The 25,371-nt window shown below is 69.9% G+C and carries 28 protein-coding genes; 18 read left to right on the top strand and 10 right to left on the bottom strand.

The window, feature by feature from the left end; genetic code table 11:
* Positions 1-194 precede the first annotated feature (194 nt).
* Together rsmD and coaD are read left to right on the top strand one after the other, a co-directional pair.
* Entirely contained in the window at positions 195-749 is a 555-nt protein-coding gene (gene rsmD, locus ACFWGZ_RS22055) for a 16S rRNA (guanine(966)-N(2))-methyltransferase RsmD (protein ID WP_382453432.1), read from the top strand.
* Positions 750-802: 53 nt separating this feature from the next.
* Positions 803-1,285 (top strand): pantetheine-phosphate adenylyltransferase, encoded by a 483-nt coding sequence (gene coaD / locus ACFWGZ_RS22050; protein WP_382453431.1) that lies wholly within the window; start codon positions 803-805, stop codon positions 1,283-1,285.
* Here coaD and ACFWGZ_RS22045 read toward each other — a convergent pair.
* Positions 1,282-1,725, bottom strand: a complete 444-nt coding sequence (locus ACFWGZ_RS22045; protein ID WP_382453430.1) for a GNAT family N-acetyltransferase — start codon at positions 1,723-1,725, stop codon at positions 1,282-1,284. The genes coaD and ACFWGZ_RS22045 overlap by 4 nt on opposite strands.
* A 115-nt stretch (positions 1,726-1,840) precedes the next feature.
* Here ACFWGZ_RS22045 and ACFWGZ_RS22040 point away from each other — a divergent pair, with 115 nt between their 5' ends.
* From ACFWGZ_RS22040 to ACFWGZ_RS22005, 8 genes are all read left to right on the top strand, one after another.
* On the top strand, positions 1,841-2,557 hold the full coding sequence (locus ACFWGZ_RS22040) for a DivIVA domain-containing protein (RefSeq protein WP_382453429.1): 717 nt from the start codon (positions 1,841-1,843) through the stop codon (positions 2,555-2,557).
* Between the two features lie 160 nt (positions 2,558-2,717).
* Positions 2,718-3,299 carry a YceD family protein gene (locus tag ACFWGZ_RS22035; protein WP_382453434.1) on the top strand — a complete coding sequence of 194 codons (582 nt, stop codon included), beginning with the start codon at positions 2,718-2,720 and terminating at the stop codon, positions 3,297-3,299.
* Positions 3,300-3,301: 2 nt separating this feature from the next.
* Positions 3,302-3,484, top strand: coding sequence for a 50S ribosomal protein L32 (gene rpmF / locus ACFWGZ_RS22030; protein WP_030467958.1), 183 nt, complete (start codon positions 3,302-3,304; stop codon positions 3,482-3,484).
* Between the two features lie 16 nt (positions 3,485-3,500).
* Entirely contained in the window at positions 3,501-4,307 is an 807-nt protein-coding gene (rnc, locus tag ACFWGZ_RS22025; protein WP_382453428.1) for a ribonuclease III, read from the top strand.
* Positions 4,308-4,315: 8 nt separating this feature from the next.
* Positions 4,316-4,516 carry a hypothetical protein gene (locus tag ACFWGZ_RS22020; protein ID WP_382453427.1) on the top strand — a complete coding sequence of 67 codons (201 nt, stop codon included), beginning with the start codon at positions 4,316-4,318 and terminating at the stop codon, positions 4,514-4,516.
* Position 4,517: 1 nt separating this feature from the next.
* Entirely contained in the window at positions 4,518-5,375 is an 858-nt protein-coding gene (gene mutM, locus ACFWGZ_RS22015; RefSeq protein ID WP_382453426.1) for a bifunctional DNA-formamidopyrimidine glycosylase/DNA-(apurinic or apyrimidinic site) lyase, read from the top strand.
* A gap of 388 nt (positions 5,376-5,763) precedes the next feature.
* Complete coding sequence (locus tag ACFWGZ_RS22010; protein ID WP_089954763.1) at positions 5,764-6,090, top strand: PadR family transcriptional regulator; 327 nt, start codon at positions 5,764-5,766, stop codon at positions 6,088-6,090.
* Entirely contained in the window at positions 6,087-7,202 is a 1,116-nt protein-coding gene (locus ACFWGZ_RS22005) for a DUF1700 domain-containing protein (RefSeq protein ID WP_382453425.1), read from the top strand. The genes ACFWGZ_RS22010 and ACFWGZ_RS22005 overlap by 4 nt, the downstream gene beginning before the upstream one ends.
* Positions 7,203-7,236: 34 nt before the next feature.
* On the opposite strand, the gene ACFWGZ_RS22000 is transcribed toward ACFWGZ_RS22005, so the two are convergent.
* The gene (locus ACFWGZ_RS22000; protein ID WP_382453424.1) at positions 7,237-7,677 is read right to left on the bottom strand and encodes a MarR family winged helix-turn-helix transcriptional regulator; all 441 of its coding nucleotides are present in this window, start codon (positions 7,675-7,677) and stop codon (positions 7,237-7,239) included.
* Positions 7,678-8,007: 330 nt separating this feature from the next.
* Between ACFWGZ_RS22000 and ACFWGZ_RS21995 the strand changes: the two genes are divergently transcribed.
* Positions 8,008-10,497 (top strand): DUF4118 domain-containing protein, encoded by a 2,490-nt coding sequence (locus ACFWGZ_RS21995; protein ID WP_382453423.1) that lies wholly within the window; start codon positions 8,008-8,010, stop codon positions 10,495-10,497.
* Positions 10,494-11,174, top strand: a complete 681-nt coding sequence (locus ACFWGZ_RS21990) for a response regulator (RefSeq protein ID WP_382453422.1) — start codon at positions 10,494-10,496, stop codon at positions 11,172-11,174. The genes ACFWGZ_RS21995 and ACFWGZ_RS21990 overlap by 4 nt, the downstream gene beginning before the upstream one ends.
* Positions 11,175-11,176: 2 nt before the next feature.
* On the opposite strand, the gene ACFWGZ_RS21985 is transcribed toward ACFWGZ_RS21990, so the two are convergent.
* From ACFWGZ_RS21985 to ACFWGZ_RS21975, 3 genes are all read right to left on the bottom strand, one after another.
* A complete protein-coding gene (locus ACFWGZ_RS21985; RefSeq protein ID WP_382453421.1) occupies positions 11,177-11,674 on the bottom strand; it encodes a hypothetical protein in 498 nt (165 codons plus the stop codon).
* Between the two features lie 128 nt (positions 11,675-11,802).
* Positions 11,803-12,273 carry a hypothetical protein gene (locus ACFWGZ_RS21980; protein WP_382453420.1) on the bottom strand — a complete coding sequence of 157 codons (471 nt, stop codon included), beginning with the start codon at positions 12,271-12,273 and terminating at the stop codon, positions 11,803-11,805.
* 22 nt (positions 12,274-12,295) lie between these two features.
* Positions 12,296-13,021: a CAP domain-containing protein gene (locus ACFWGZ_RS21975; protein WP_382453419.1), complete on the bottom strand. Its 726-nt coding sequence runs from the start codon at positions 13,019-13,021 to the stop codon at positions 12,296-12,298.
* 63 nt (positions 13,022-13,084) lie between these two features.
* On the opposite strand from ACFWGZ_RS21975, the gene ACFWGZ_RS21970 reads away from it, so the two are divergent.
* Genes ACFWGZ_RS21970 through smc form a run of 4 tightly spaced genes read left to right on the top strand, consistent with a single transcriptional unit; the run spans position 13,085 to position 18,206 of the window.
* The gene (locus ACFWGZ_RS21970; RefSeq protein ID WP_382453433.1) at positions 13,085-13,375 is read left to right on the top strand and encodes an acylphosphatase; all 291 of its coding nucleotides are present in this window, start codon (positions 13,085-13,087) and stop codon (positions 13,373-13,375) included.
* Positions 13,376-13,407: 32 nt separating this feature from the next.
* On the top strand, positions 13,408-13,914 hold the full coding sequence (locus ACFWGZ_RS21965; RefSeq protein ID WP_382453418.1) for a sigma-70 family RNA polymerase sigma factor: 507 nt from the start codon (positions 13,408-13,410) through the stop codon (positions 13,912-13,914).
* Positions 13,911-14,504 (top strand): anti-sigma factor family protein, encoded by a 594-nt coding sequence (locus ACFWGZ_RS21960; RefSeq protein ID WP_382453417.1) that lies wholly within the window; start codon positions 13,911-13,913, stop codon positions 14,502-14,504. The genes ACFWGZ_RS21965 and ACFWGZ_RS21960 overlap by 4 nt, the downstream gene beginning before the upstream one ends.
* Before the next feature lie 60 nt (positions 14,505-14,564).
* Complete coding sequence (gene smc, locus ACFWGZ_RS21955) at positions 14,565-18,206, top strand: chromosome segregation protein SMC (protein ID WP_382453416.1); 3,642 nt, start codon at positions 14,565-14,567, stop codon at positions 18,204-18,206.
* Between the two features lie 37 nt (positions 18,207-18,243).
* Here smc and ACFWGZ_RS21950 read toward each other — a convergent pair whose 3' ends face one another.
* The 3 genes from ACFWGZ_RS21950 to ACFWGZ_RS21940 all read right to left on the bottom strand — a co-directional run bounded on the left by ACFWGZ_RS21950 (position 18,244) and on the right by ACFWGZ_RS21940 (position 19,891).
* Entirely contained in the window at positions 18,244-18,957 is a 714-nt protein-coding gene (locus ACFWGZ_RS21950; protein WP_382453415.1) for a lysophospholipid acyltransferase family protein, read from the bottom strand.
* Positions 18,958-18,981: 24 nt separating this feature from the next.
* On the bottom strand, positions 18,982-19,320 hold the full coding sequence (locus ACFWGZ_RS21945; RefSeq protein WP_382453414.1) for a hypothetical protein: 339 nt from the start codon (positions 19,318-19,320) through the stop codon (positions 18,982-18,984).
* 118 nt (positions 19,321-19,438) lie between these two features.
* Complete coding sequence (locus ACFWGZ_RS21940; RefSeq protein ID WP_382453413.1) at positions 19,439-19,891, bottom strand: hypothetical protein; 453 nt, start codon at positions 19,889-19,891, stop codon at positions 19,439-19,441.
* A gap of 100 nt (positions 19,892-19,991) precedes the next feature.
* Between ACFWGZ_RS21940 and ACFWGZ_RS21935 the strand changes: the two genes are divergently transcribed.
* Positions 19,992-20,915 (top strand): GNAT family N-acetyltransferase, encoded by a 924-nt coding sequence (locus tag ACFWGZ_RS21935; protein ID WP_382453412.1) that lies wholly within the window; start codon positions 19,992-19,994, stop codon positions 20,913-20,915.
* Here ACFWGZ_RS21935 and ACFWGZ_RS21930 read toward each other — a convergent pair.
* Together ACFWGZ_RS21930 and ACFWGZ_RS21925 are read right to left on the bottom strand one after the other, a co-directional pair.
* Positions 20,865-22,439 carry a sodium:solute symporter gene (locus tag ACFWGZ_RS21930; RefSeq protein WP_382453411.1) on the bottom strand — a complete coding sequence of 525 codons (1,575 nt, stop codon included), beginning with the start codon at positions 22,437-22,439 and terminating at the stop codon, positions 20,865-20,867. The two genes, ACFWGZ_RS21935 and ACFWGZ_RS21930, sit on opposite strands and share 51 nt — an antisense overlap.
* On the bottom strand, positions 22,427-23,554 hold the full coding sequence (locus tag ACFWGZ_RS21925) for an anhydro-N-acetylmuramic acid kinase (RefSeq protein WP_382453410.1): 1,128 nt from the start codon (positions 23,552-23,554) through the stop codon (positions 22,427-22,429). Before ACFWGZ_RS21925 ends, ACFWGZ_RS21930 begins: the two co-directional genes overlap by 13 nt.
* A gap of 114 nt (positions 23,555-23,668) precedes the next feature.
* Between ACFWGZ_RS21925 and ftsY the strand changes: the two genes are divergently transcribed.
* On the top strand, positions 23,669-24,949 hold the full coding sequence (ftsY, locus tag ACFWGZ_RS21920; protein WP_382453409.1) for a signal recognition particle-docking protein FtsY: 1,281 nt from the start codon (positions 23,669-23,671) through the stop codon (positions 24,947-24,949).
* Positions 24,950-25,371 lie beyond the last annotated feature (422 nt).

Raw genomic sequence — 25,371 nt, 5'->3', positions numbered from 1 at the left:
ACACGCTCTTCGTCGACTTGACCTGACCCCACGGGCGCGGCAAGTGCTGAGGAGCGCTAGACGGGGGAGCCGCCACCGCGACCTCGCTGTGCTCGGGACTGCTCGGCTTCGCCATCGCCGGCTCGCCTTCGCCATCGCATGCCCAGGACGGCTCGCCTTCGGCTTCGCGATCGGGCACCTGGAACGATGTGCTCGTGACGCGAATCGTTGCCGGGACCGCGGGAGGCCGCAGGCTCAAGGTGCCGCCCAAGGGCACCAGGCCCACCTCCGAGCGGGTCAGGGAGGCCCTGTTCAGCTCCCTCGAGTCGATCGTGGACCTCGACGGGGCCCGCGTGCTCGACCTCTACGCGGGGTCCGGCGCGCTCGGGTTCGAGGCGCTGAGCAGGGGCGCGGGCCACGCGACTTTCGTCGAGTCGGACCGGCGGGCGGCGGAGGTCCTCCAGGCCAACGCCCGTGAGCTGGGCTTCGGCAACACCACGATCGCCCACCGGACCGCCGCGGCCTACGTCGCCGGCGAGGGCGGGGAGTTCGACGTCGTGTTCGCCGACCCGCCCTACGCGGTGGGCGACGACGAGCTCGCCGAGGTGCTCCGCGGGATCGCCCCGCGACTCGCCGCGGACGCCGTCCTGATCGTGGAACGTGCTTCGCGCAGTGGCGAACCAGCATGGCCGGAGGAAGTGGAATCGTTGCGCGCCAAGCGTTACGGGGACACCGCGGTGTACTGGGGCCAGGTGCGTTCCGATGGGTGACGAGAACCACGGACCCGCCTGGAGGCGTCCGATCGGGTGCTAACGTCCGCTTCATGACACGTGCCGTGTACCCCGGCTCCTACGACCCGGTGACGAACGGTCACCTGGACATCATCGGGAGAGCCGCGCACCTGTTCGACGAGGTCGTCGTCGCCGTGCTCATCAACAAGAGCAAGCGCACGCTGTTCGACGTCGAGGAGCGGCAGGAGATGCTGCGCGAGGTCACGTCGCAGTGGGACAACGTGCGGGTCGACTCGTGGCACGGGCTGCTGGTCGACTACTGCCGCGAGAACAACATCAAGGCCATCGTGAAGGGCCTGCGCGCGGTCAGCGACTACGACTACGAGCTGCAGATGGCGCAGATGAACCACCAGCTCACCGGCGTCGACACGCTGTTCATGCAGGCCAGCCCGCAGTACTCGTTCCTGGCGTCGTCTCTGGTCAAGGAGGTCGCGACGTACGGCGGCGACGTGTCGTCGCTGCTGCCGGCCACGATCGAGCAGCGGCTGCAGCAACGACTCGCCGAGGGCCGTTAGAGCGGCAGCTTCATCCCCACGTGCGACGCGGTGAACCCCAGCCGCTCGTAGAACCGGTGCGCGTCGGTCCGCGACGCGTCGGTCGTCAGCTGCACCAGGCCGCAGCCGCGGTCGCGGGCCTCGCCGACCGCCCACGTGACCAGGCGCTCGCCCAGGCCGTTGCCGCGCTGGTCCGAGCGCACCCGCACGGCCTCGACCGTCGCCCTGGTCATGCCCAGCCGGGACAGGCCCGAGGTGAACGTGAGCTGCAGCGTGCCCACGACCTCGCCGGACTCGTCCTCCGCCACGGCCAGGTACTGGTGCGGGTCGGCGTCGACGACCTCGAAGGCGCGCAGGTAGGCCGGGTCGCCCGGCTTCTCGCGCGCGGCGCCGAGCGGGTCGTCGGCGAGCATGGCCACGATCGCGTCGACGTCGGCGGCGGCGGCTTTCCTGATCTTCATGACTCTCCCCGGGTGGACGGGGGAAATCCTGACACGCCCTGCCGATCTCCCTCTTCGGGGGAGAGCGGCAGGGCACACTGGGGGGTGGGGATCCACAGGGGTGAGGGAGTGAGACGTGTACCGGGTGTTCGAGGCACTCGACGAGCTCGTCACGATCGTCGAGGAAGCGCGCGGAGTACCGATGACCTCGGGCTGCGTGGTCCCGCGCGGTGACGTGCTCGAACTGCTCGACGACGTGCGCGACGCCATCCCGGCGGAGCTCGACGACGCGCAGGACGTGCTGGACCACAAGGAAGAGCTGGTCGGCAAGGCCCAGCACGAGGCGGAGTCCGGCGTGTCGAAGGCGCGCGCCGACGCCGACCGCATGCTCGCGGAGGCCCAGGCCGAGGCCGAGGCCATGCTGTCCGACGCCCGCGCCCGAGCCGAGCGGATGATCGCCGAGGCCGAGGACCAGGCGGAACGCACCGTCTCCGCCGGTCGCCAGGAGTACGACGACCTCGTCGGCCGTTCGCACGCCGAGGCCGAGCGGATGGTCCAGGCGGGCCGCGCCAACTACGAGCGCGCCACCGAGGACGGCCGTGCCGAGCAGGCCAGGCTCGTGAACGAGCAGGAGGTCGTCCGGGCGGCGCACGCCGAGTCGGCGCGCATCCTCGACGCCGCGCAGAACGAGGCCATCCGGCTGCGGTCGGAGTGCGACGCGTACGTCGACAGCAAGCTGGCCGACTTCGAGGACCTCCTCGCGCACACGCTGCGGTCGGTCGGCAAGGGCCGCTCGCACCTGCGCGGCCCGGCCGTCGCGGGGGCCGCGGCACCGTTCGACTACGGTGCCTAGTACGGTTCCTCACGAACCAGACGGGGTCCGGGACGCCTGATCGTGTGATTCGCACTACGTCGGACAGGTGCGATCACCTGCCGATTTCACGCGTGAGCCGGTCGTCCCGTACCCTGGAACGGCTGGACGTGGTAGGTCCCCGTCGGCAACCAATCTGATCATGACTGAGCATCGTCACGCGTCCACGCGTCCCACAGCATCCGGTCCCTGGGTCATCGACACCAGGGACATCGGCCGTCGCGCCGGGTCGAGCCGACCCTTCGTCAGGTCGGTTCCCGCGGCCGGTGTGGGGCTCCTCGGAGTCATCGCGGTGCCAGAGGGTGGTGAGATCGAGCTCGACCTCCTGATCGAATCGGTCGTGGAGGGCGTTCTCGTGTCGGGGACCGCGTTCGCCAAGGTCGAAGGTGAGTGCGCGCGGTGCCTCGAGCCCATCGGTGATGAGGTCGAGGTCCGGATCACGGAGCTCTACGCGTGGCCGGACAGCACCACGGACGAGACCACTGAGGAAGACGAGGTCAGCCGGATCGAGAACGATCTGATCGACCTCGAGCCTGTGGTGCGGGACGCCATCGTCCTCGCACTGCCGCAGGCGCCGCTCTGCGAGCCGGATTGCAAGGGGCTTTGCTCCGAGTGTGGTGGCAGGTGGGCGGAGCTCGGGCCCGACCACGGGCATGAGACGATCGACCCTCGTTGGGCCGCGTTGCAAGAGCGGTTCAGCGATGACAACAACGAGGAGAAGTAGTCGTGGCCGTCCCGAAGCGGAAGATGTCGCGCTCGAACACCCGTGCGCGCCGTTCCCAGTGGAAGACGTCTGCCGTGCACCTGGTGGCGTGCTCCAACAAGGCTTGCCGCCAGCCGAAGCCGCAGCACGTCGCCTGCCCGGCCTGTGGTCAGTACGCTGGCCGCCAGGTCGCTCAGCCGGCCTGATCTCCTCGGTTACGCAGTGGGGGGAAAGCCGCCGCGCGCTCCGCAAGGTGACCGCGCGACCCTGACCGAAGCGCTCGGCGTCGAACTGGACGCCGAGCTGCTCGGCCTTGCGCTCACCCACCGGTCGTACGCGTACGAGAACGGCGGACTTCCGCCGAACGAGCGTCTCGAGTTCCTGGGAGACGTCGTGCTGGGGCTGGTCGTCACCGACCACCTCTACCGCACCCACCCCGACCTGCCCGAGGGTCAGCTCGCGAAGCTCCGCGCCAGCGTGGTCAACATGCACGCACTGGCCGGAGTCGCGCGTGACCTGGGGCCGGGCGGGCTGGGCGCACACCTGCTGCTCGGCCGGGGAGAAGAGCTGACCGGCGGCAGGGACAAGGCGAGCATCCTCGCCGACGGTCTCGAGGCCGTCATCGGTGCGGTGTACCTGCAGTTCGGTATCGATACCGCACGGACGTTCGTTCACCGGCTGTTCGATCCACTCTTGGCCAAAGCTCCGCTTCTGGGTGCTGGACTGGACTGGAAGACAAGCCTGCAGGAGCTCACCGCTCAAGCCAGTCTCGGCGTCCCGGAGTACCGCGTGGACGACCAGGGGCCGGACCACCGCAAGGAGTTCACCGCCACGGTGCTCGTCGGTGGCCAGCCCTACGGCAAGGGTGATGGGCGCACCAAGAAGGAAGCCGAGCAGAAAGCCGCCGAAGCGGCTTATCATGTTCTGCACGAACGGGTCAAGGCCGAGCAGGAGCAGGCGGCCAAGGCCACGAACGGACAGAACGGCGCCTCGGTGACGCCAGGGACCCTCCCATCCGAGGAAGACTGAGACACGCAATGTATGCGACCAGGAACCGCGCCATCCGCCGCACGCGCACCGCTCGCGGCCCGGTGAACACCTCCCGCAGCGGAGGCATCCAGGGACTTGTGCTGGTCAGGGACACGAGCCGTGCCGGCGTGTGGGTGCTGAAGCCCACCAAGCCGCAGGCCGCCGTGATCGAGGCGCAGCCCGTCGACGAGGGCAAGTCCGAAGCCTGACGTGCCCGAACTCCCAGAGGTCGAGGTAGTACGCCTCGGCCTCGAAGCCCACGTCGCAGGCCGGGTCATCTCCTCGGTGGAGGTGTTGCACCCCAGAGCCATCCGCCGTCACGACCTGGGCGCGTTGGACTTCTGCGCGCGCTTGGCCGGCCAGCCCATGGCCGCGGCCAAGCGCCGCGGCAAGTACCTCTGGGTCGAACTGGCCGACAAGGCCGCCATGCTCGCGCACCTGGGCATGAGCGGCCAAATGCTCGTGCAACCCTCGTCGGCCCCCGACGAGAAGCACCTGCGCGTCCGCTTCCGCTTCGACGACGGCGGCCCAGAGCTGCGTTTCGTGGACCAACGCACCTTCGGCGGCCTGGCGCTGGCCGAACTCGTCGAGGTAGACGGCACCCTGGTCCCCGACTCGGTCGCCCACATCGCCCGCGACCCGATGGACCCCCTCTTCTCCCGCGATGCCGCCGTGCGCGCCTTGCGCCTGCGCCACACGGAGATCAAGCGCGCCCTCCTGGACCAGACCCTCGTGTCCGGCATCGGCAACATCTACGCCGACGAGGCCCTGTGGCGCGCACGCCTGCACGGAACCCGCCTCACCGACAAGCTGTCACGCCCGAAGGCCGCCGAGGTGCTGGACCACGCCGCCGACGTGATGCGTGAGGCCCTCGGGCAGGGCGGCACGTCGTTCGACGCGCTGTACGTCAACATCAACGGGCAGTCCGGGTACTTCGACCGGTCGTTGAACGCTTATGGGCAGGAGAACCGGCCCTGCAAGCGGTGCGGGGCTTCGATGATCCGCGAGCCGTTCATGAACCGGTCGTCGTTCTCGTGCCCGCGGTGCCAGCCCCGGCCCAGGGCTTGAGGATCTCCGTCAGCTGGGCGTGCAGGCTCTTGAGGTAGTCGATCGCCGCTGGTTCCAGCTCGATCCGATCCTGGTCGTCCAGCCGGCTCGCCATGATCGTCTTGCCCGCCTTGATCTTCCTGGCCGTGCACCAGGTGTCGACCGCCTTGCTCCTCGTGGTGCCTTCCGGCGGGTCTTCGATCGCTTTGTCCTTCGGCAGCGACAGGACGTGGGCCGCGGCTTGCCCGACTGGTCGGGCCCCAGGAACGCGATCAGCCGTCCGAACAGGCCGTAGGGCCAACACAACGCACCGTGCACCAGGCACGTCTTACTCGAAGGCAGCAACGCGTTGGACAGTACTGCGCGATGCGTAGTACTGTTCACAGCGCAACAGCGGGTCGGAGGGGCCATGGACACCAGTCAGCTGCTCAAAGGGGTGCTGGACCTGGCCGTCCTTGCGGTTCTGCGCAAGGACGACGGGTACGGGTACGACGTGGTGCGCAGACTGCGCGCCGGGGGATTGAACGACGTGGGGGACGCGTCGGTGTACGGGACGCTGCGGCGGCTCTACAACGCGGGGATGTTGACGTCGTACGTGGTGCCCAGTGAAGAGGGGCCGCACCGGAAGTACTACAGCATCAACGAGACCGGGCGGGCGCGCCTGGCTGAGTCGAGGGAGACGTGGAGGTCGTTCGCCAGCACGTTGGACGGCCTGCTCGAGGAGGTCGCGGCATGAACACGCAAGCGCTCGGCGTCGAGCACTACCTGGCTGGGATGCGTGCGGCCCTGGACGATCTGCCGCCCCACGAGGTCTCCGAGATCATGGAGGACGTCGAGGCCCACGTTGCCGAGTTGTCCACCGAGCTCGGGGACGGCGAGACGGTCGAGCAGCGGCTCGGGTCGCCCGAGCAGTACGCGCGGGAGTTGCGGCAGGCCGCCGGGTACCCGCCGCGGAGCGAGCGGTTGCCGGTGACCGCCAAGAAGCAGGTGCTCACCCGGCCTCGTGTCGCTGCCTGGGGATTGGCGGCGGCCACCGGGATCACGTTGCTCGCGGGCGTCGCGGCGCTCCGGGAGCCGGCTGTCCTGCTGCTGCCCGCGGTCATCCTGGTGTTGAGCCTCGCGCTCGTGAACGATCGTGGGCCTGCGCAGCGGGAGATCATGGAACTGCCGGAGACCGTCCGGCTGCAGAAGTGGCTGACGCCGGAGGCGGGCACGCCCGCGGACCGGGCGATCGCCTACCTCAAGTCGTTGCAGCCCGCGTGGTGGCTGGCGCGGGCCGTGCTGCTCGGGCTCGGTGCCGTGCTGCTCGCCGGGCGCGACATCCTCGGGTTCCTGGTGATCGGTGCGGTCGCCGTGCTGTCGGTCTTCGCCGGGCCGCGTGCCAAGAGCGACCGGCGGTGGCTGTGGTTCAGCCTGCCGGCTTCGGCGCTGGCGGTCGGGTTGTTGTTCTCGGTGATCGACGTGACGGCGGGGCAGCTCGGCTACAACGCGTCGCGGTCGTCGTACCCCGCTCCGATCGTGGAGACGTACGAGAACATCTACGCCTACGACGAGAACGGCAAGCTGCTCACGAACGTGCTGCTCTACGACCAGGACGGTCAGCCGATCAACGCGCCGCGGCAGTACAACGGGTGTCGCAGTGACGATCCCGAACCGGTGATTCCGGCCAACCGCTATCCGCGGCCCAAGATCGACTACGAAAACGGCAGTTGTTACACGGTGGCACCGAGCGTTTCCGCTCCGTCATCGGCGTTGCCCAGTTCGGTACCGCCGAGTTCTGCAACGCCGAGTTCCGGAAGCGCAACTCCGAGCTCGGTGCCACCCACTTCTGTGTCACCCAGCAAGTAAATCCTGGAGCGGGACCCGTCGGGGGGTCCCGCTCCTACTTGTTCTCCTGCGGTTCGGCCAGGTGGCGCAATACCGGCATGGCCGAGCGCAGGTGTTCTCTGTCTTCTGGGGAAAGCTCCGACATTCTTTCGCTCAATAGCTCGGCTTCGCCGTGGGCGAGTGACGCGATGGTCTCGCGACCGACTTCGGTGAGAACGACGATGGTCGCTCTGCCGTCGGCGGCGTCCGGCTCGCGGCGGACCAGCCCGGTGGACTCCAGGCTGGTCACGACGGTTGTCGCGGTCGGCTGCGAACACAGCGCGCGCACCGCGATCTCGCCGATCCGCATCGGGCCGTGGGCGCTCAGTTCGGACAGCACCAACAACTGGGTGGGTTGCAGACGACGGGCCGGAGCGGCCTGTCGAAGACTACGCACCAGCCGGTGCACGGCCACCACGAGTTGAAGTGCCTCGTGGTTGGTGACGGTGGTGGGCATCGTTTCTCCGCGCGCATGTGATTGTCCGAATTCGGACACGAACCCTGGAACTTTCCCTCATTCACGCTCTGCGCGCTATCCGCCAATTGCCGATAACCCGTACGGCCGTTGTGGTGACGCGGCGAGTCACAGTGCGCGTCCACCACACTTGAATGCGCTGGTAAACGGCGTAAAAAGCACGGTCCGGCTCACTCGAACGGGCGCGGGGTGCAACTGCGGCCCAATGAGACAGAACACCGGTCAGAACTGTGGGAAGGCACACTCGTCTGACTGAGTGGCGCAGCGCGTACCGCCGAACGGTCCACGTGCGGGCTGGAGCAGACTGGGCCGGTGAGTGCGAAACCCAGGCGTGGCGAGCTCCGCATCTACCTCGGGGCCGCTCCCGGTGTCGGGAAAACGTTCGCCATGCTCAGCGAGGCGCGGCGCCGGGCGGAACGTGGCACAGATGTGGTCATGGGATTTGTGGAGACCCACGGCCGCGCGAAGACCGCCGAACTGGTCGAAGGCCTGGAAATGGTCCCGCACAGGCACTCCATGCATCGCGGTGTGGAACTCGCGGAGATGGATGTCGACGCCGTGCTGAGACGCGCGCCGGAAGTTGTCGTCGTTGACGAACTGGCTCACACGAACGCACCCGGATCGCGCAATGCGAAGCGCTGGCAGGACGTCGAAGAACTGCTCGACGCGGGCATCGACGTCCTGTCCACGGTGAACATCCAGCACCTGGAGTCGCTCAACGACGTCGTGCAGCGCATCACCGGTGTCGCGCAGCAGGAAACCGTGCCGGACGAGGTCGTGCGCAGCGCCGGCCAGACCCAGCTGGTCGACCTCACGCCGGAGGCGCTGCGCCGCAGACTCGCCCACGGCGACGTCTACGCCGCGAACAAGGTCGATGCCGCGCTGGCGAACTACTTCCGCGTCGGCAACCTGACGGCGTTGCGCGAGATCGCACTGCTGTGGGTCGCGGACCAGGTCGACATCGCCCTGATGCGCTATCGGGCAGAGCAGCGGATCACGGACACGTGGGAGACGCGCGAACGAGTCGTCGTCGCCATCACCGGCGGCAAGGAAAGCGAGACGCTCGTCCGTCGTGCGCGTCGCATCGCCACGCGCGCGGGCGGCGACCTTCTGGTCGTGCACGTCCTTCGGGGCGATGGGCTCGCCGGTGCCGACCCGCACGCACTGCAGAAGTACCGCACGCTCACCGAAGATGTTGGCGCCACCTTCCACACGGTCGTGGGCGACAACGTGCCGACGGCGTTGCTCGAGTTCGCACGCGGGGTGAACGCCACACAGCTCGTAGTCGGCACATCGCGTCGCTCACGGCTCGAACGCGTGTTCTCGGCCGGTATCGGCTCCACGGTCGTACGGGAGTCGGGCGCCATCGACGTCCACATGGTCACGCACGAGTCGACGACCAGCGGTTGGCGTGCACGGTTCGCGAGCAGTCCGCTCGCGCCGAGCAGGCTCGCCTGGGGCTGGGTCCTCGCGGTCGCCGGACCGGCGCTGGTCACGGCAGCCGGTGCGTCGTTGCGCGGCGGCCTGAACTTCTCGACCAACGTCATCGCGTACCTGCTGGTCACGCTCGTCGTCGCCATCGTCGGCGGGCTCGGCCCGGCGATCGTGACGGCGCTGGTCAGCGCGCTGCTGCTGAACTTCTTCTTCACCGAGCCCTTCTACACGTTCACCATCGACGCGCAGCAGAACGTGCTCACGTTCTTCGCGATGATCGTCGTGGGCGTCTCCACGGCGTTGGTGGTCGATTACGCCGCCCGTCGTGCCACGCAGGCAGCGCGCGCACGCACCGAGGCAACGCTCCTCGCGTCGTACGCGCGCACAGTGCTGACGAACCCCTATCCGCTCGCACGGCTGCTGGAGAAGGTGAAGGAGAACTTCGGACTCACGTCCGTCGCGCTGCTGGAACGGGTCGACGGCGAGTGGGAACGCGTCGCGCACGCCGGCGCGAGCCCGTGCGACGAGCCGGACGAGGCCGACGTGGACATCGCGGTGACCCCGGACGTGCACCTCGCGCTGCGCGGACGCTCGTTGCCCGCCTACGACCGCCGCGTGCTGGAAGCGGCGGCGGGGCAGGCGCTGCTCGCGTTGCGGCAGCAGCGCATGGCCGACCAGGCGCTCGAGGCGCAGAAGCAGGCGTCGCGCACGGAACTGCGCACGGCCCTGCTCAGCGCCGTCGGCCACGACCTCCGCACGCCGCTCACGTCGATCAAGGCCTCGGTGGGCTCGCTGCGGGACCCGGAGCTGCGACTGTCCGACGAGGACACCGCCGAACTGCTCGAAGCCGTCGAGGAGTCCGCGGACCGCCTCACCGGCCTGGTCGACAACCTGCTCGACTCGTCCCGCCTCGCCACGGGCGCCGTCGAACCGCAGTTCCGCGCCGTCGGCTTCTACGAGGCCGTGGCGCGGGCGCTCAGCGGTCTGAGCGGCGACATCGAGGTCGACGTCCCCGAGTCGCTCCCGCCCGTGCGCGCCGACGTCGGCCTGCTGGAACGGGTGATCGCCAACGTGGTCGGCAACGCGCTGCGGTACGCGGGCGCGGTCGCGCTGCGGGCGAGCACCCACGGCGACGACGTCGAGCTGCGCGTCGTGGACCACGGCCGCGGGCTGCCCAAGGGCACCCGGGCCGAGGTCTTCGCGCCGTTCCAGCGGCTCGGCGACCGGACGCCGGGTGGCGTTGGTCTCGGTCTGAGCGTGGCGAGGGGGTTCACCGAGGCGATGGGAGGCACGATCACCATGGAGGACACGCCCGGTGGCGGCCTCACGGTGGTGGTGTCGCTCCCGGTCGATGAGAGGGTTCCGTGACGAAGGTACTGGTGGTCGACGACGAGCCGCAGATCGTGCGCGCGCTGCGGATCAACCTCGCCGCACGCGGCTACGAGGTGCTCACGGCCCACGACGGCGTCACGGCCCTGAAGCTCGCCGCGGACGGCAAACCGGACGTCGTCGTGCTCGACCTGGGCCTGCCGGACATGGACGGCACGGACGTCATCGCGGGTCTGCGCGGCTGGACGACCCTGCCGATCATCGTGCTGTCCGCCCGCACCGACTCGTCCGACAAGGTCGACGCGCTGGACGCCGGCGCGGACGACTACGTGACCAAGCCGTTCGGCATGGACGAGCTCCTCGCGCGCCTGCGGGCCGCCGTCCGCCGCTCGGCCGTCACGGGGCCCGAGGACGAGCCGACCGTGCGCACGGCGTCGTTCACCGTCGACCTCGCGGCCAAACGCGTGCTGAAGGACGGGGCCGAGGTGCACCTCACGCCCACCGAGTGGGGGCTGCTCGAGGTGCTGGCGCGCAACGCGGGCAAGCTCGTCGCCCAGAAGCAGCTGCTGCGCGAGGTGTGGGGTCCCGCCTACGAGAAGGAGACCCACTACCTGCGGGTGTACCTGGCGCAGCTGCGGCGCAAGCTGGAACCGGAGCCCGCGCGGCCCCGGCACCTGCTGACGGAGCCCGGCATGGGCTACCGGTTCGAGCTCTAGCGCTACGGCTTCGGCTCGGGGGACACCGAGGACGACGACGTGGACGCCGGCGGCTCGGTCGTCACCGAGGACGACGACGAGGTCGTGACAGGCGGTTCCGTCACCGAGGTGGGCGGGTTGCTCTGCGTCTGCGACTCGGTCGGCTGCGCGGGGTTCGTCGTCACCTGCGGCTGCTCGGGAGCCGGTTTCGGCTGGTCCTGCTGGCGCGCGGCCTGCCTGCGGTCCGGTGTCGCGGCGGACTTCTGCGCACTCGACGACACGGTCACCACGACCGTGCTGGTGCTGCCGTCCGGCGCCACGCTGGTGATCGTCTCGACGACGTCGGCGGCCGTGCGCTCCGGCGCGGCCTCCTTGCCGGAGTTCGCCAGCACGGAGGCCACCGTGGCGAACAGGGTCGCCACCAGCACGCCGCCCACCGCCAGCATCACCGCCGTGCCCGCGCGCCTCTTCTTCGGCGACTGCTCGTCGACTGGTGACTGCGGATGATCTTCCTCGAACACACCCATCTCCTCGTGGGAAACCCGGTCGGATGGACTTGCGTTCGAGTTATCGGCGGAAACGCACCACTACCACAGTCGAGCCACACGTTCGTGTAGCTCTGTGTCACGACGTGGTGACTGGCGTAACCCTAGGACGCCGTGGTCGTTGTGGTGGTCTCCGGCGGCGTGGTGGTCGTCGACGACGTGGTCGTGGTCGTCACGGGGTTGGTCGTGGTGGTGGACGTCGACGTGTTGGCCGGCGGCGGGTCGTCGGTCGTGACCGTCGTCGTCGTGCCGTCGGGACGCGTGATGGTCGTGACGCGCGTCTGCTTCTTCGTCGTCGTGGTGGTCGACGTCGTCGTCTCCGCGGTGGTCGTCGACGAGGTCACCTCCGTGGTCGACGTCGGCGCGGACGTTGGCACGATGCTCAGCGCGTCCTTCACGGCCTCCTTGCGCGGAGGCTGCGTCGCCGGTGTCTCGTTCGCGGAGTCCGAACCCGCGGCGAACGAGGCGACGGCGGCGAAGACGGTGGCCAGCACCACGCCCGACACGGCGAGGACGACCTGGGGTGCACCGCGAAAGAAGCGCGAGCGCGAGTCCGGTTCCGGGCTCTCGTACACGAAGTTTCCCCTGCTCGAAGCGTCAGCGACCGAAGTTCTGGGTCCAGTAGTTGCCACGGGTGTCGAGTCCCACGCCCATGGTGGTGAAGCTGCAGTTCTCGATGTTCTCGCGGTGGCCCTGGCTCTTCATCCACCCGTCCATGACCTGCGCGGGCGTGCGGTAGCCCTGCGCGATGTTCTCCCCGCCGGGCCGCGGGTAGCCGGCTTCCTTCATCCGCACGTCGAAGGTCCTGCCGTCCTGCGACGTGTGCGAGAAGTACTTCTTGGAGGCCATGTCCGTGCTGTGGGCCTGGGCGGCGGTCGTGATGCGGTCGTCGATCACGAGGGCACCGCAGCCCTTCGCGGCGCGGGCCTGGTTCACGAGCGCGAGCACGGCCTGCTCGTTCGTCTGCCCTGCCGGGGGCGGCGGCGGGGCGGTCGTCGTCTTCGGCGGTTCGGGAGGCGCCGTCGTCGTGGTGGGAGCCGCGGACGAGGAAGAGGACGTCTCCGTCGTCGTCGTGGTGGTGGGAGCGGAGGAGGACGACGAGGAGGAGGTGGGAGTGCCGGGACCGGCACCGGTGCCCGACGTGGCCGGTCCGGTGTTCGGCGCGGCCGCGTTGCCCGTGCCGAACTGGTTCGCTGCTTCGGAGCTCTCCTGCTGCGCGGCGTTCGTGAAACCGATGCCGAGAGGGGAGTTGCCGCTGAAGGCGAGACCGCCGACGCCGGTTGCACCGATCAGCAGGCCGAGTAAGAGGCTGCGGGCACTCACGGGTCGGGACCGTACCACTAATGGGTGACAACCCCAGAGTGCGTCATCCGTCACCCTGGGTTGCTGGGGGACCATTCGGAGGTGGACGTACGACTGAACGCCTGGGTGCGCGGACGGGTGCAGGGTGTGGGTTTCCGCTGGTGGACGCGAGCCAGGGCATTGGAGCTGGGCCTGGTCGGAAGCGCTTCGAACCGGCCTGACGGGCGGGTCGAGGTCGTTGCCGAGGGTTCGCGGGAGAAGTGTGAACAACTGCTGAAGGCTCTCCGTTCGGGTGACACCCCCGGACACGTCGAATCTGTCGGTGAGCAGTGGTCGGCCGCGCGGGGCGGCCTGACCGGCTTCGCCGAGCGCTGAACCTTTCCGCGGCCGACGGCGTAGTGGGGATCGTGGACTCCTCGGAAGACGTCCTCATCCAGCTGTACGACCGCTGGAGGGGCCCGCTGCTGCACTACGTGCTGCGGCTGGTCGACGGCGATTACCAGCTGGCGGAGGACGTGGTGCAGGAGACCCTGCTCCGCGCGTGGCGGCACCACGACGAGCTGAAACCGGACGACGCGGCCCCGTGGCTCTACACGGTCGCGAAGAACCTGGTGATCTCCGGGTACCGCCGCCGCAACGCACGCGCGACCGAGGTGCCGCTCGAACCGGTGGACCTGCCGCCGGTCAGCGACCAGGTCGAGCACGTGCTGCAGACGTGGCAGATCGCGTCGGCGCTGCGGGCGCTCACGCCCGAGCACCGGACGGTCGTCATCGAGCTGTACTACCGCCGCCGCACCGTCGCGGAGGCCGCCAAGACGCTCGGCATCCCGCCGGGCACGGTCAAGTCGCGCTGCTTCTACGCGCTGCGGGCGCTGCGCGACGCACTGGAGGAGAGAGGGGTGACCGGGGCGTGAGTTGCCAGTACGTCGTCGACGTCGGCGCCTACCTCTGCGGCTCGCTCGACCCCAGGGAGCGGGCCGCGTTCGAACGCCACCTCGGCACCTGCGACTGCTGCCAGGCGGAGATGCTGCGGCTGGCCCCGCTGCCGGGGCTGCTCGGCCGCCTCTCGCTCGAGGACGTCGAGAACCTCGACGAGATCCCCGCCTGCCCGCCACCGAAGCCCCGCCACCAGCGGCGCGTGGCCCTGGTGTGCGCCGCGGTCCTGGTGGCGTTCGCGCTGGCCGGCGGCATCCTGTTCCTGCAGGCCCCGCCCGCGCCGGTGTGGGCGGCGCACGACCCCGGCACCGGGGTGGACGGAGAGGTCTCGATGGTCTCGAAGTCGTGGGGCACGGAGATGTGGTTCAAGCTCGGCGACGTGAAGCCCGGCGCGCGCTGCAAGGTCATCGTGTTCGACCGGCGGGGGCAGCGGGAGGTCGGCGGCTGGTGGGGGTCCTCGCACGCCCCTGACGAGCGGATTCCCGGCTCGACGTCGTTCCGGGTGGACCAGATAGACCGGCTGGAGGTGTCGGACGAGAACGGGCTCCTCGTCACTCTGCGTCCCTAGAAACGCAGGTCAACCGGTGCCTCCCGCACCCGCCGCAAGCGTTTGGGTACTCTGCCCGGCGTGCATCTCAAGAGCCTGACGCTGAAGGGCTTCAAGTCCTTCGCCTCGGCTACCACGCTGCGCTTCGAGCCCGGCATCACCTGCGTGGTCGGCCCCAACGGGTCCGGCAAGTCCAACGTGCTCGACGCGCTGCGCTGGGTGATGGGCACGCAGGGTGCCAAGGACCTGCGCGGCGGCAAGATGGAGGACGTCATCTTCGCCGGCACGTCCGGCCGCGCGCCGCTCGGCCGCGCCGAGGTGACGCTGACGATCGACAACGCCGACGGCATGCTGCCGATCGAGTACACCGAGGTGTCGATCACCCGCCGCATGTTCCGCGAGGGCGCCACCGAGTACGAGATCAACGGCAACTCGTGCCGCCTGATGGACATCCAGGAGCTGCTGTCCGACTCCGGCATCGGCCGCGAGATGCACGTGATCGTCGGTCAGGGCCAGCTCGCCGCGATCCTCGAGTCCAAGCCGGAGGAACGCCGCGCCTTCATCGAGGAGGCCGCCGGCGTCCTGAAGCACCGCAAGCGCAAGGAGAAGGCGCTGCGCAAGCTCGAGGCGATGCAGGCGAACCTGACCCGCCTCACCGACCTCACCACCGAGCTGCGCCGCCAGCTCAAGCCCCTGGGCAAGCAGGCCGAGATCGCCCGGCGCGCCCAGGTCGTGCAGTCCGAGCTGCGGGACTCGAAGCTCCGCCTGCTCGCCGACGACCTCGTGACGCAGCGCGCGGCCATCGCGCAGGAGGAGCACGACGAGGCGAAGGCCCGCGTGCGCCGCGCCGAGGTCGAGAAGTCGTTGCAGGCCGCGCAGTACCAGCAGAACGAACTGGAGGAGCGGGTCGCGGCCGACTCGCCGAAGCTGCAGGCCGCGCAGGACACCTGGTACCGGTTGTCCGCTCTGGAGGAACGGCTGCGCGGCACGGTCCGGCTCGCCGCCGAACGCGCCCGGCACCTCTCCGACGTCGTGGACGCGCCCAGCCGGGGCCGCGACCCCGACGACCTCGACCGCGAGGCCGAGGAGACCGCCGAGATGGAGCTCGAGCTCCAGGAGGGCGTGACCGAGGCGCGCATCGCGCTCGCCGAGGCCGTGGAGACGCGGTCGGAGCTGGAGCGCATGGTGTCGCAGGCGGAGAAGGCGCACATCGCCGCCGTCCGCGCGATCGCCGACCGCCGGGAGGGCCTCGCCCGCCTGTCCGGTCAGGTGGAAGCGTTGCGCAGCAAGACGAACGCCACCGCCGAGGAGATCGAACGCCTCTCCGGCACGCTCGCCGAGGCCTCCGAGCGCGTCGAGTTCGCCTCGATGGAACTGGCCGAGGCGCGCGAGATCACCGGCACCGAGGACGAGGACGACCACGACCTCGACGAACGCCACCGCCAGGCCGTGCAGTCCACCGACGCGGCCCGGCAGCGCGTCGAGGAGCTGGTGAAGGCCGAACGCACCGCGGAGCGCGACATCGCGTCGTGGCGTGCGCGCGTCGACGCGCTGTCGCTGGGATTGACCCGCAAGGACGGTGCGGGCGCGCTGCTCGCGTCGGACGTGCCGGGGCTGCTGGGGTCCGTCGCGGCGCTGCTCACCGTCGAGCCGGGTTTCGAGGTGGCGCTGGCCGCCGCGCTCGGCCCGATCGCCGACGCCGTCGCGGTGTCGTCGGGCGACGGCGCGCTGGCCGCCCTGAAGTTGTTGAAGGAGAAGGACGCCGGACGCGCGGGCGTGCTGATCGGCTCGTACGGGTCCACTGTGGACACCAGTCGGTGGGGTCACCTCCCGCACGGCGCGCGGTGGGCGATCGACGTCGTGCACGCGCCCGAGGCGTTGCGTCCGGCCCTCGCTCGCGCGCTCGACCGCCTCGCCGTGGTGGAGGACCTGGACACCGCTGCCCGGCTGGAGGTCCGCGCGGTGACGCGCGAGGGCGACGTCTTCGGTGCGGACTGGGCGATCGGCGGTTCGGGGGCGCAGGGCCAGAGCGTGATCGAGGTCCAGGCCGCGGTCGACGAGGCCCAGGAGCAGCTGGCGACCGCGGAACGCGCGCTGGAGCACGCCACGGCGGCGCTGGAGGGCGCCCGCGCCGAGCAGCAGGCCCGCCGCAAGGTGCTCGACGCGGTCAAGGAGGCCGTGCAGGAGGCCAAGGTCCGCCAGGCCCGCTCCGGTGAGCGGCTGAACCGGATGGCCGCCGCGGTGCGCTCCGCCGAGGCCGAGGTCGCCCGCATCACCGAGCAGCGCGCCAAGGTCGAGCAGTCCCGCGAGGACGCCCTGATGAAGCTGGGCGAGCTCGAGGAACGGCTGCTGATGGCCGAGGAGGAGCAGACCCTCGACGACGAGCCCGACACCGAGCAGCGCGACGAGCTGGCCGCGGAACTGGCTCAGGCGCGTCAGGGCGAGATGGACGCACGGCTCGTGCAGCGCACCGCCGAGGAGCGCGCGCGTGCGGTGCAGGGCAAGGCGGACGCGTTGAGGCGTGCCGCCCGTGCCGAACGCGAGGCGCGCGAACGCCACGCACGCGCCACGGCGCACCGTGCGCGCGGTGCCGTGGTCGCGAAGGCCGTGGTGCGTGGCGGCGAACAGGCGTTGGAACGCATCGAGATCTCGCTGTCCCGTGCCGCCCGCGAACGCGACCAGGCCCAGGAACGCCGTGCGCAGCACGAGCTGCTGCTGACGCAGGTGCGCAACCTGGTCCGCGAGATGTCCGGCGAGCTGGAGAAGCTCGTCGACGCCGTGCACCGCGACGAGGTGCTGCGGGCCGAGCAGCGGATGCGCATCGAGCAGCTCGAGACCAAGATCTCCGAGGACTTCGGCATCGGTCTCGACGACCTCGTGAACGAGTACGGCCCCGACCAGCCGGTGCCCGCGTCGGCGGCGGAGCTGGCCGAGTACGAGGCCGCCAAGGAACGCGGCGAGCAGGTCACCGAGCCGCAGCCGATGCCGTACGACCGCGACACCCAGGCGCGCCGCGCCAAGCGCGCCGAACGCGACCTCTCGCTGCTGGGCAAGGTGAACCCGCTCGCGCTGGAGGAGTTCGCGGCGCTCGAGGAGCGCTACAAGTTCCTCTCGACGCAGCTCGAGGACATCAAGGACACCCGCCGCGACCTGCTGACCGTCGTGAAGGAGGTCGACGACAAGATCCTCGAGGTCTTCACGCTGGCCTACGAGGACGTGGCGCGCGAGTTCGAGATCGTCTTCAAGGTCCTGTTCCCCGGTGGCGACGGCCGGCTGGTGCTGACCGAGCCCGACGACATGCTGACCACCGGCATCGAGCTGGAGGCCCGCCCGCCCGGCAAGAAGGTCAAGCGCCTGTCGCTGCTCTCCGGTGGCGAGAAGTCGCTGGCCGCCGTGGCGATGCTGGTCGCGATCTTCCGCGCCCGCCCCTCGCCGTTCTACGTGATGGACGAGGTCGAGGCGGCGCTGGACGACACGAACCTGCACCGGCTGATCGGCCTGTTCCAGCAGCTGCGGGACCGTTCGCAGCTGCTGATCATCACGCACCAGAAGCCGACCATGGAGATCGCGGACGCGCTCTACGGCGTCTCGATGCGCGGTGACGGCATCTCGCAGGTGATCTCGCAGCGGCTGCGCTCCGGCGCGGACGAGCCCGCGCGTGCGGCGGCACCGGCGCCGGAGCCTGCGGCCGCCGCGCCGGAACCGGCGGACGCCGAAGCCTGAGCGGGCTGATCGGGGCCGTGCACCGGCCGGCCGCTGCTCAGCGGCCGGTTGCGTCCAGTTCGGCGGCCTCGGCCGGGGTCGGCGCGCTGCCGCCGAGGTGCGCGGGAGCCCACCACGCGCCCGGCTCGGTCGGGTAGCGGGCCTGCGCGGTGTCGAGCAGGTCCTGCAGCCGCTTGCGCAACAGGGAGTCACCGGAGTCGCCGGGGGCGGCCTCGAACGGCTCGCCGATGAGGATCGTGATCGGCACGTGCCGCTGGGTCAGGTCCTTGGGGCGGCCCTTGGTCCACAGGCGCTGGGTGCCCCACAGCGCCACGGGCACGAGCGGGACGCCGGCCTCGTGCGCCAGGCGGTTCGCGCCGGACTTGATGTCCTTGACCGTGAACGAGCGGCTGATGGTGGCCTCGGGGAAGATCCCGACCACCTCACCGGCGCGGAGCGCGGACAGGGCCTGCTGGTAGGAGGCCTGACCCGCGCTCCGGTCGACGGGGATGTGGTGCATGCCGCGCATCAGCGGGCCTGCGATCTTGTTGGCGAAGATCTCGTGCTTCGCCATGAACCGCGTGAGGCGCCCCGACGGGCGCGCCCCGTAGCCCGCGAAGATGAAGTCCAGGTAGCTGACGTGGTTCGACGCCAGCACCGCTCCACCGGTGCGCGGGACGTGGTGCGCCCCTTCGACGGTGATCCGCAGGTCGAGCACCTTGAACATGAGCTTGGCTGCGGCGATCACCGGGGGGTATACGCGATCCGACATGCTTCCGAACGGTAGCCGGAAAAGCTACTGGCCGGTAGCGGCCCCTTCGTGTTCTCGCATGACCTTGGGCACGCCCGCCAGGTCCTCGTCGTTGCACAGCAACTTGAGGTCGTAGTACGGGTTGCCGTGGGTGTCGTCGTAGTCGAGATGAACTGCGATGACGTCCACGGGCTCGCCCAGCCACTCCTGGGTCTGCCGAAGCCAGGCGGCAGCACGTTCCAGCGCAGTGGGCAGATCATCGTCTCGGAATTCGACCGGCCGGTACGGAACACCCTGGACACCGTCCCGGTTGTTCGGCGGCAAGGGCAGGTCGACGGCCACCCCGGATTCGTTGAGATCGAGTTGGATCGTTTCCTCACTCACCGTAGAAGAGTCCCCCACCCTCACCAGCCCTGCAAGCCCGAATCTGGGTGTCGTCCCGCGATCGTGAGGGGCATACCAGCCCCAGTCGGGCCGCCGGTGTGAGTGTTCTCTCCCGCCCTCACGAGGGCCGCTTGAGGAACGCGATGTCGCGTTGCAGCTTCGTGATCCGGTCGTGGGTCGGCAGCAGGACGTGCGACAGCGCCGCCACCAGCTCCTCCAGGTCGGCCGCGGCGCCCTCGGCGTCGCCTGCCCGGTAGCGCAGGTTCGCGAGCAGCTGCCGGGTCTCGAGCGTGTCGGCGTGCTGCGCGCCGAGCACGCGGACCTGGTCGCGCAGCAGGGGTTCGCAGGCGCCGATGGCCTTGCCGAACTGCCGTGACGTGCCGAGCACCCGCACGAGCTGCAGGCGGGCGGTGAGGGTCCGCGGGGCGTCCGCGCCCTCCGCGGCGGTGCTCTCCTTCACGAGCGCCCGGAACTCGGTGACGGCTCCGCGGAAGTCGCCGGCGTGCGCCCGGGACTCCGCCAGTTCGGTGCGGGTGGCGAACGCGTCGGGGGTGTCTGCGCCGGGGGACATCCACGCCATTTTACGCCAGTCCGGGGGCGCGCCGGGCCGTGTCTCAGCCCGCCCGAAAACTCCCTCGCTTCGAACGGCGGTGCGAGCAACCATTCCTCCTATGTACGACATCCGTTTCGCCGAACCTGGCGACCTCGGCGCCACGATGGCGCTGCTGGTCCGGCTCCAGGCCGACAAGGCGCACCACATCGGGTACCTCGGTGAGACAGTCGACGAGCTCCGCGCGGAGCTCGGCGAGTTCGAGCCCGGCTGGGCCGAGTGCACGGTGGTGGCCGTCGACGCCGACGACAACATCACCGGCATGCTCAGCGTGGAGGTCGACGCCGAGCTGAACCGGGCGTGGCTGCACGGGCCGTTCGTCGACGTACCGGTCAACCACCCGGCGGGCAGCCGCATCTGGGACCAGACCGCCGACGCCCTGTTCCGGCGCGCCGCCGAGCTGCTCGCCGGCACCACCGACCTGGAGCTCTACGGACACACCGCGCACCGGCGGCTGGCCGCGTTCGCCGAACGCCACGGCTTCTCCGCCGGCAAGGCGAGCGCCATCCACGTCCTCGACAACGGGGACCTGCGCACGTTGCTCCTGCGGGACGCCAAATGCCCCAGCGAGCGCGAGATGCGCGTCCTCCCGACCGACGAGTTCGTGCACGAGGCCGTTGCCGTGCTGCACGAACGATGTTTCCCGCGGACCTACCTGTCCGGCAGACAACTGGTCGAGTCCGATCCGGCGACCCGCACGGTCGTCGTCGCCATGGACGGTCAACGCGTGCTCGGGTACGCGGCAGGCAAGGCCCAGCCCGAGGAGTACTACGTCGACTTCGTGGCCGTCGAGCCCGACGTCCGCGGCCAGGGCGTCGGTGCCGCGCTCATCACCGAACTGCTGTGGAAGCTCGCGGCGGACCACGGTGCACGACCGCAGGCCGCCGCGTCGATCTACTCGGGCAACGAGTCGTCGCAGAACATGTTCGCCCGCCTAGGATTCCGTCTTCACGTCGAGCTCATCTCGTACCGGCACCCGGCGTGAGTGCCCGCCCGGTGAATGCCGCAACGACAGCAACCCGCCCACGATCAGCGTGACCGCCACCCCCAGTGGCGTGTTCCACCAGCCGGTCAGGCTCTTCCGGGTGGCGTCGGCCTTCGCGAAGTCGATCGTCGGCGTGCTGCCGACGAACTTGACCCCGAGGATCACGAAACCGACGACGAGCACCGTCGCCACGAACGCGATGATCGCGTCCACCTGCGTGACGCGCCGGAAGATCAGGCCGAGGAGGAAGGCCCCGAGCAGCGCGCCGTAGGTGTAGCCGGCGATGCCGAGCGCCTGCACCACGATCGGGTCCGCCGTGGTCGCGTTCGAGGAGGCGAACACGCCCGCGCAGACGATCAGCAGACCCGCCCACACCAGGGTCCAGATCCGGCCGTGGCGCAGGCGTTCGTCGTCGGTCATCGGGGTCTTGCGGATGCGCTCGTAGACGTCGGTGACCGTGCTGGAGGCCAAGGCGCCCAACGACGACGACAGCGCGGCGGCGAGGATGCCGGCGATCACGAAGCCGGACAGGCCGCTCGGCAGATCGTTGACGATGAAGTGTGCGAACAGCTCGTCCTTGTTGTTCAGCCCCAGGTCCTTCACCGGGTCGACGCCCGCGTAGAACGCCCACATCATCACGCCGATGAAGAGGAAGAACGCGAACTGCAGGAACACCACGAACCCGGAGGCGATCAGCGCCTTCTGCGCGGACTTCACGTCCCGCGTGGCCATGAGCCGCTGCACGATCAGCTGGTCCGCGCCGTGCGAGGCCATCGACAGCAGCGCGCCGCCGAAGAAGGCCGCGATGAACGGGTAGGCACCGGTCAGCGGGGACGACGTGAAGTCGAAGAGCTGGAACTTGTTGACGTCGGCGGCCTTGGCGAACCAGCCGTCCGGCAGCTGCCCGGCGAGCACCCAGATCACCACGACGCCACCGAGGACGTACCAGAGCATCTGGATCGCGTCGACCCACACGACGGCGCGGGCGCCGCCGAAGAAGCTGTAGAACACCATCGCGATGCCGAGCGCCACCACGATCGCCCAGTACGACGCGGTGATCCCGTACTCGGCGAGCACGACCTTGATCGGGATCGCGGTCGCGAAGAGCCGGATGCCGTCGGCGAGCAGGCGGGTGAAGAGGAACGTCACCGACGCGGTGGCGCGCATGCCGTTGCCGTAGCGCTTGCCCAGGAACGCGTACGCCGTCACGAGGTCACCGGCGATGTAGCGGGGCAGCAGCACGAAGCTGACGATGATCCGGCCGACGATGTAGCCGAGCGCGAGCGTCAGGTAGGTCATGCCGCCCTGCGCGGGTGTCGCCATGTAGGCGATCACCGGCACGCTGAGCACGGTGAGCGTCGAGGTCTCCGCGGACACCACGGACAGGCAGACGACCCACCACGAGATCCGCTTCTCGCTGACGAAGTAGTCGGTGGACGACTTCTGCCTGCCGCCGATCGCCATGCCGATCAGCGGCATGCCCACGAGGAACAGGGCGATGATCGCGAGGTCTAGTGCGCGCACTTCGGTTCCCCCACTTTCAGCTTGGACACCGGACCCGGCACGGGGTCCGGCAGTCTGAGCGGCCCGTCACCGGGCGTGATGCTGCCGAGCAGCCGCGGTCCGGTCGCACCGGTCGCGGACGGCGTGTTGCCCGGGATCCCGTGCCAGGTCAGGAATCCGAGCAGGGCGGCGAGGTAGGCCTCCTTGCCGTCGCGCGGCAGGCCGAGCGAGTCGCTGATCCTCAACGGGATCGGGTCGAGTGCCCTGGTCAGCGAGTCGACGAGCACGGGGTTGCGCATGCCGCCGCCGGACGCGACGACGGTGCTCGCGTCGTGGGCGCGGCACGCGTCGGCGACGGTGCGGGCGGTCAGCTCCACGAGCGTGCGGAGCATGTCCTCGGCCGGGACGGTCGGGAAGCCCTGGAGGTAGCCCGCGTTGAAGTGCTCCTTGCCCGTGGACTTGGGCCACGGCCTGGAGTAGTAGGGGTCGGCGAGGAGCTTCTTGAGGACGTCCTCCCGGACGCGGCCGCGGCTCGCGAACTCGCCGTCGGTGTCCTGTCTGCGCCTCCCGCCGGAGATGACCTCCACGACGGCGTCCAGGAGCGCGTTGCCGGGGCCGGTGTCGTAGGCGATCGGCGCGCTGCCGGGGCGCACGACGGTGATGTTGGCGATGCCGCCGATGTTCAGCGCGATCGCGGGCTCGTCGCCGGCGAGCCAGAGCGCGTCGAGCGTGGAGGCGAGCGGCGCGCCGTGCCCGCCCGCGGCGACGTCGCGCACCCGCAGGTCGGCGACGACGGGCAGCCCGGTCCGTTCGGCGATCCACGCGGGCTGGCCGAGCTGCAGCGTGCCGAGGCAGTCGCCGTCCTGGACCTCGTGGTGGACGGTCTGGCCGAGCGAGGAGACGAGGTCCGCCGGCAGGTACCCGGCGGCGACTTCGCCGAAAGCCTGCCCGAGCGAGGTGTCGAAGGCGCACACTTCGGCGAGGGTCTGCGGCATCGCGAGCAGGTCCCGGGGGAACGGATGCTCGGCGCACTGCACCGGTACGAGCTCGACGACGTCGCCGTGGACCGACAGGTCGGCGACGGCGACGTCGATGCCGTCCATCGACGTGCCGGAAATCAGTCCGATCACCCTCACGACGTGTGGTCTATTCCACACCGCAGTCGGGCGCAAGAGCTTTGGTGAAATCTTCGCCTAAATGAGCAGCAGATGGTTGACGGCTCACATGCGGGCCTGTGAAACCATGGTCCCGTGTCGACGTCCTCCCTTGTCCTGATCCTCGTCGTCGTGGCGGTCGTGCTGATCGCCGCGCTGGTGACCGGTGTGGTGCTGACGCGTCGCCGTCGCATCAGCCTGACCCAGAAGGAGGAGTCCCCGAGGCCCGGTGCCTACCAGGCCTCGTCCGGGATCTCCTTGACGCCGGCCGCGCCCGACGCCCCCGTCGTCGAGGCCGTGGCGGTGGCCGAGGTCGTCGAGCACCCGGTCGCCGACCGGACCGAGGTCGACGGGCAGCCGGGCGTCGGCGACGACGCCTCGGTGCCGCGCGACTCGGAGAAGCGCGGCTTCGTCGAGGTCGACCTGCCGGTCGAGGCCTCCGAGGTCGAGGAGATCGAGCCGACCGCGGGCCGGCTGGAGCGCCTGCGCGGGAAACTGTCGAAGTCCCGCAACGCGTTCGGCACCTCGCTGCTGGGCCTGCTCGGCGCCGGCGACCTGGACGAGGACTCGTGGCAGGACGTCGAGGACACGCTGCTGATCGCCGACCTCGGCGCCGCGCTGACCACCGAGATCGTGGAGACCCTGCGCTCGCGGATCGCCACGTCCGGGGTGCGGACCGAGGCCGAGGCCTCCGCGCTGCTGCGGTCTGTCCTGGTCGAGGCGCTCGAGCCCAAGATGGACCGGTCGCTGAAGGCCCTGCCGCACGGCGGGAAGCCGGCCGTGCTGCTCGTGGTCGGGGTCAACGGAGTCGGCAAGACGACCACCACGGGCAAGCTCGCCCGCGTGCTGGTGGCCGACGGCCGCACGGTGCTGCTCGGTGCCGCCGACACGTTCCGCGCCGCCGCCGCCGACCAGTTGGAGACCTGGGGCAAGAGGGTCGGCGCCGAGACCGTGCGCGGGCCCGAGGGCGGGGACCCCGCCTCGGTCGCCTTCGAGTCGGTCAAGCGGGGGATGGACGCCGGCGTCGACACCGTGCTGATCGACACGGCTGGGCGGTTGCACACCAAGGTCGGGCTGATGGACGAGCTCGGCAAGGTGAAGCGGGTCGTGGAGAAGCAGGCCGTGGTCGACGAGGTCCTGCTCGTCCTCGACGCGACCACCGGGCAGAACGGGCTGACCCAGGCCCGGGTCTTCTCCGAGCAGGTCGCCATCACCGGGATCGTGCTGACCAAGCTGGACGGTACGGCCAAGGGCGGGATCGTCTTCCAGGTCCAGCGGGAGCTGGGGGTTCCGGTCAAGTTGGTCGGGCTGGGTGAGGGGGCCGACCACCTGGCCCCGTTCGAGCCTTCCGCTTTTGTGGACGCTTTGCTCGGCTGATCTTGTCGGACCCCCTGAGTACAGTCGGGTTGATCAGGGGGTCCACGTTTTGGGGGGACGCCTGCGTTGGCTTGCGGGTTGTTGGTGGGTTGTTGCCGGGCGGGGTGCACCCCAGGCGGGTTGTTGCCGGGCTGATGCGGCCGGGCGGGTGGTCACCGGGCTGACGCGGCCGGGCGGGTGGTTGCCTTGCGGGCGGCCTGTTGCTGGTGCGTGCTTCCCCTCAGGGGCTCTGCCCCCGAACCCCCGGCAATCTGATCGGGGGCACCGCGCCGGTCGCGGGTTGATGGCACGCCTGTTTCGTTGGGCGGCTGCCTGGTGCGTAGGTGGTTGCGTTGCGGTGGGTGCCCCGTCCCAAGTCGCACCAGGAGCTGGCCACACCTGAGGGGTGAGGTCAAGTCGACGAAAAGCGTGTCGACTTGACC

The organism is Lentzea sp. NPDC060358, from assembly GCF_042725365.1.
Lineage (GTDB): Bacteria > Actinomycetota > Actinomycetes > Mycobacteriales > Pseudonocardiaceae > Lentzea.
The sequence above is the reverse complement of the archived record's forward strand: the minus strand, read 5'-3'. Positions and strand labels throughout refer to the sequence as shown.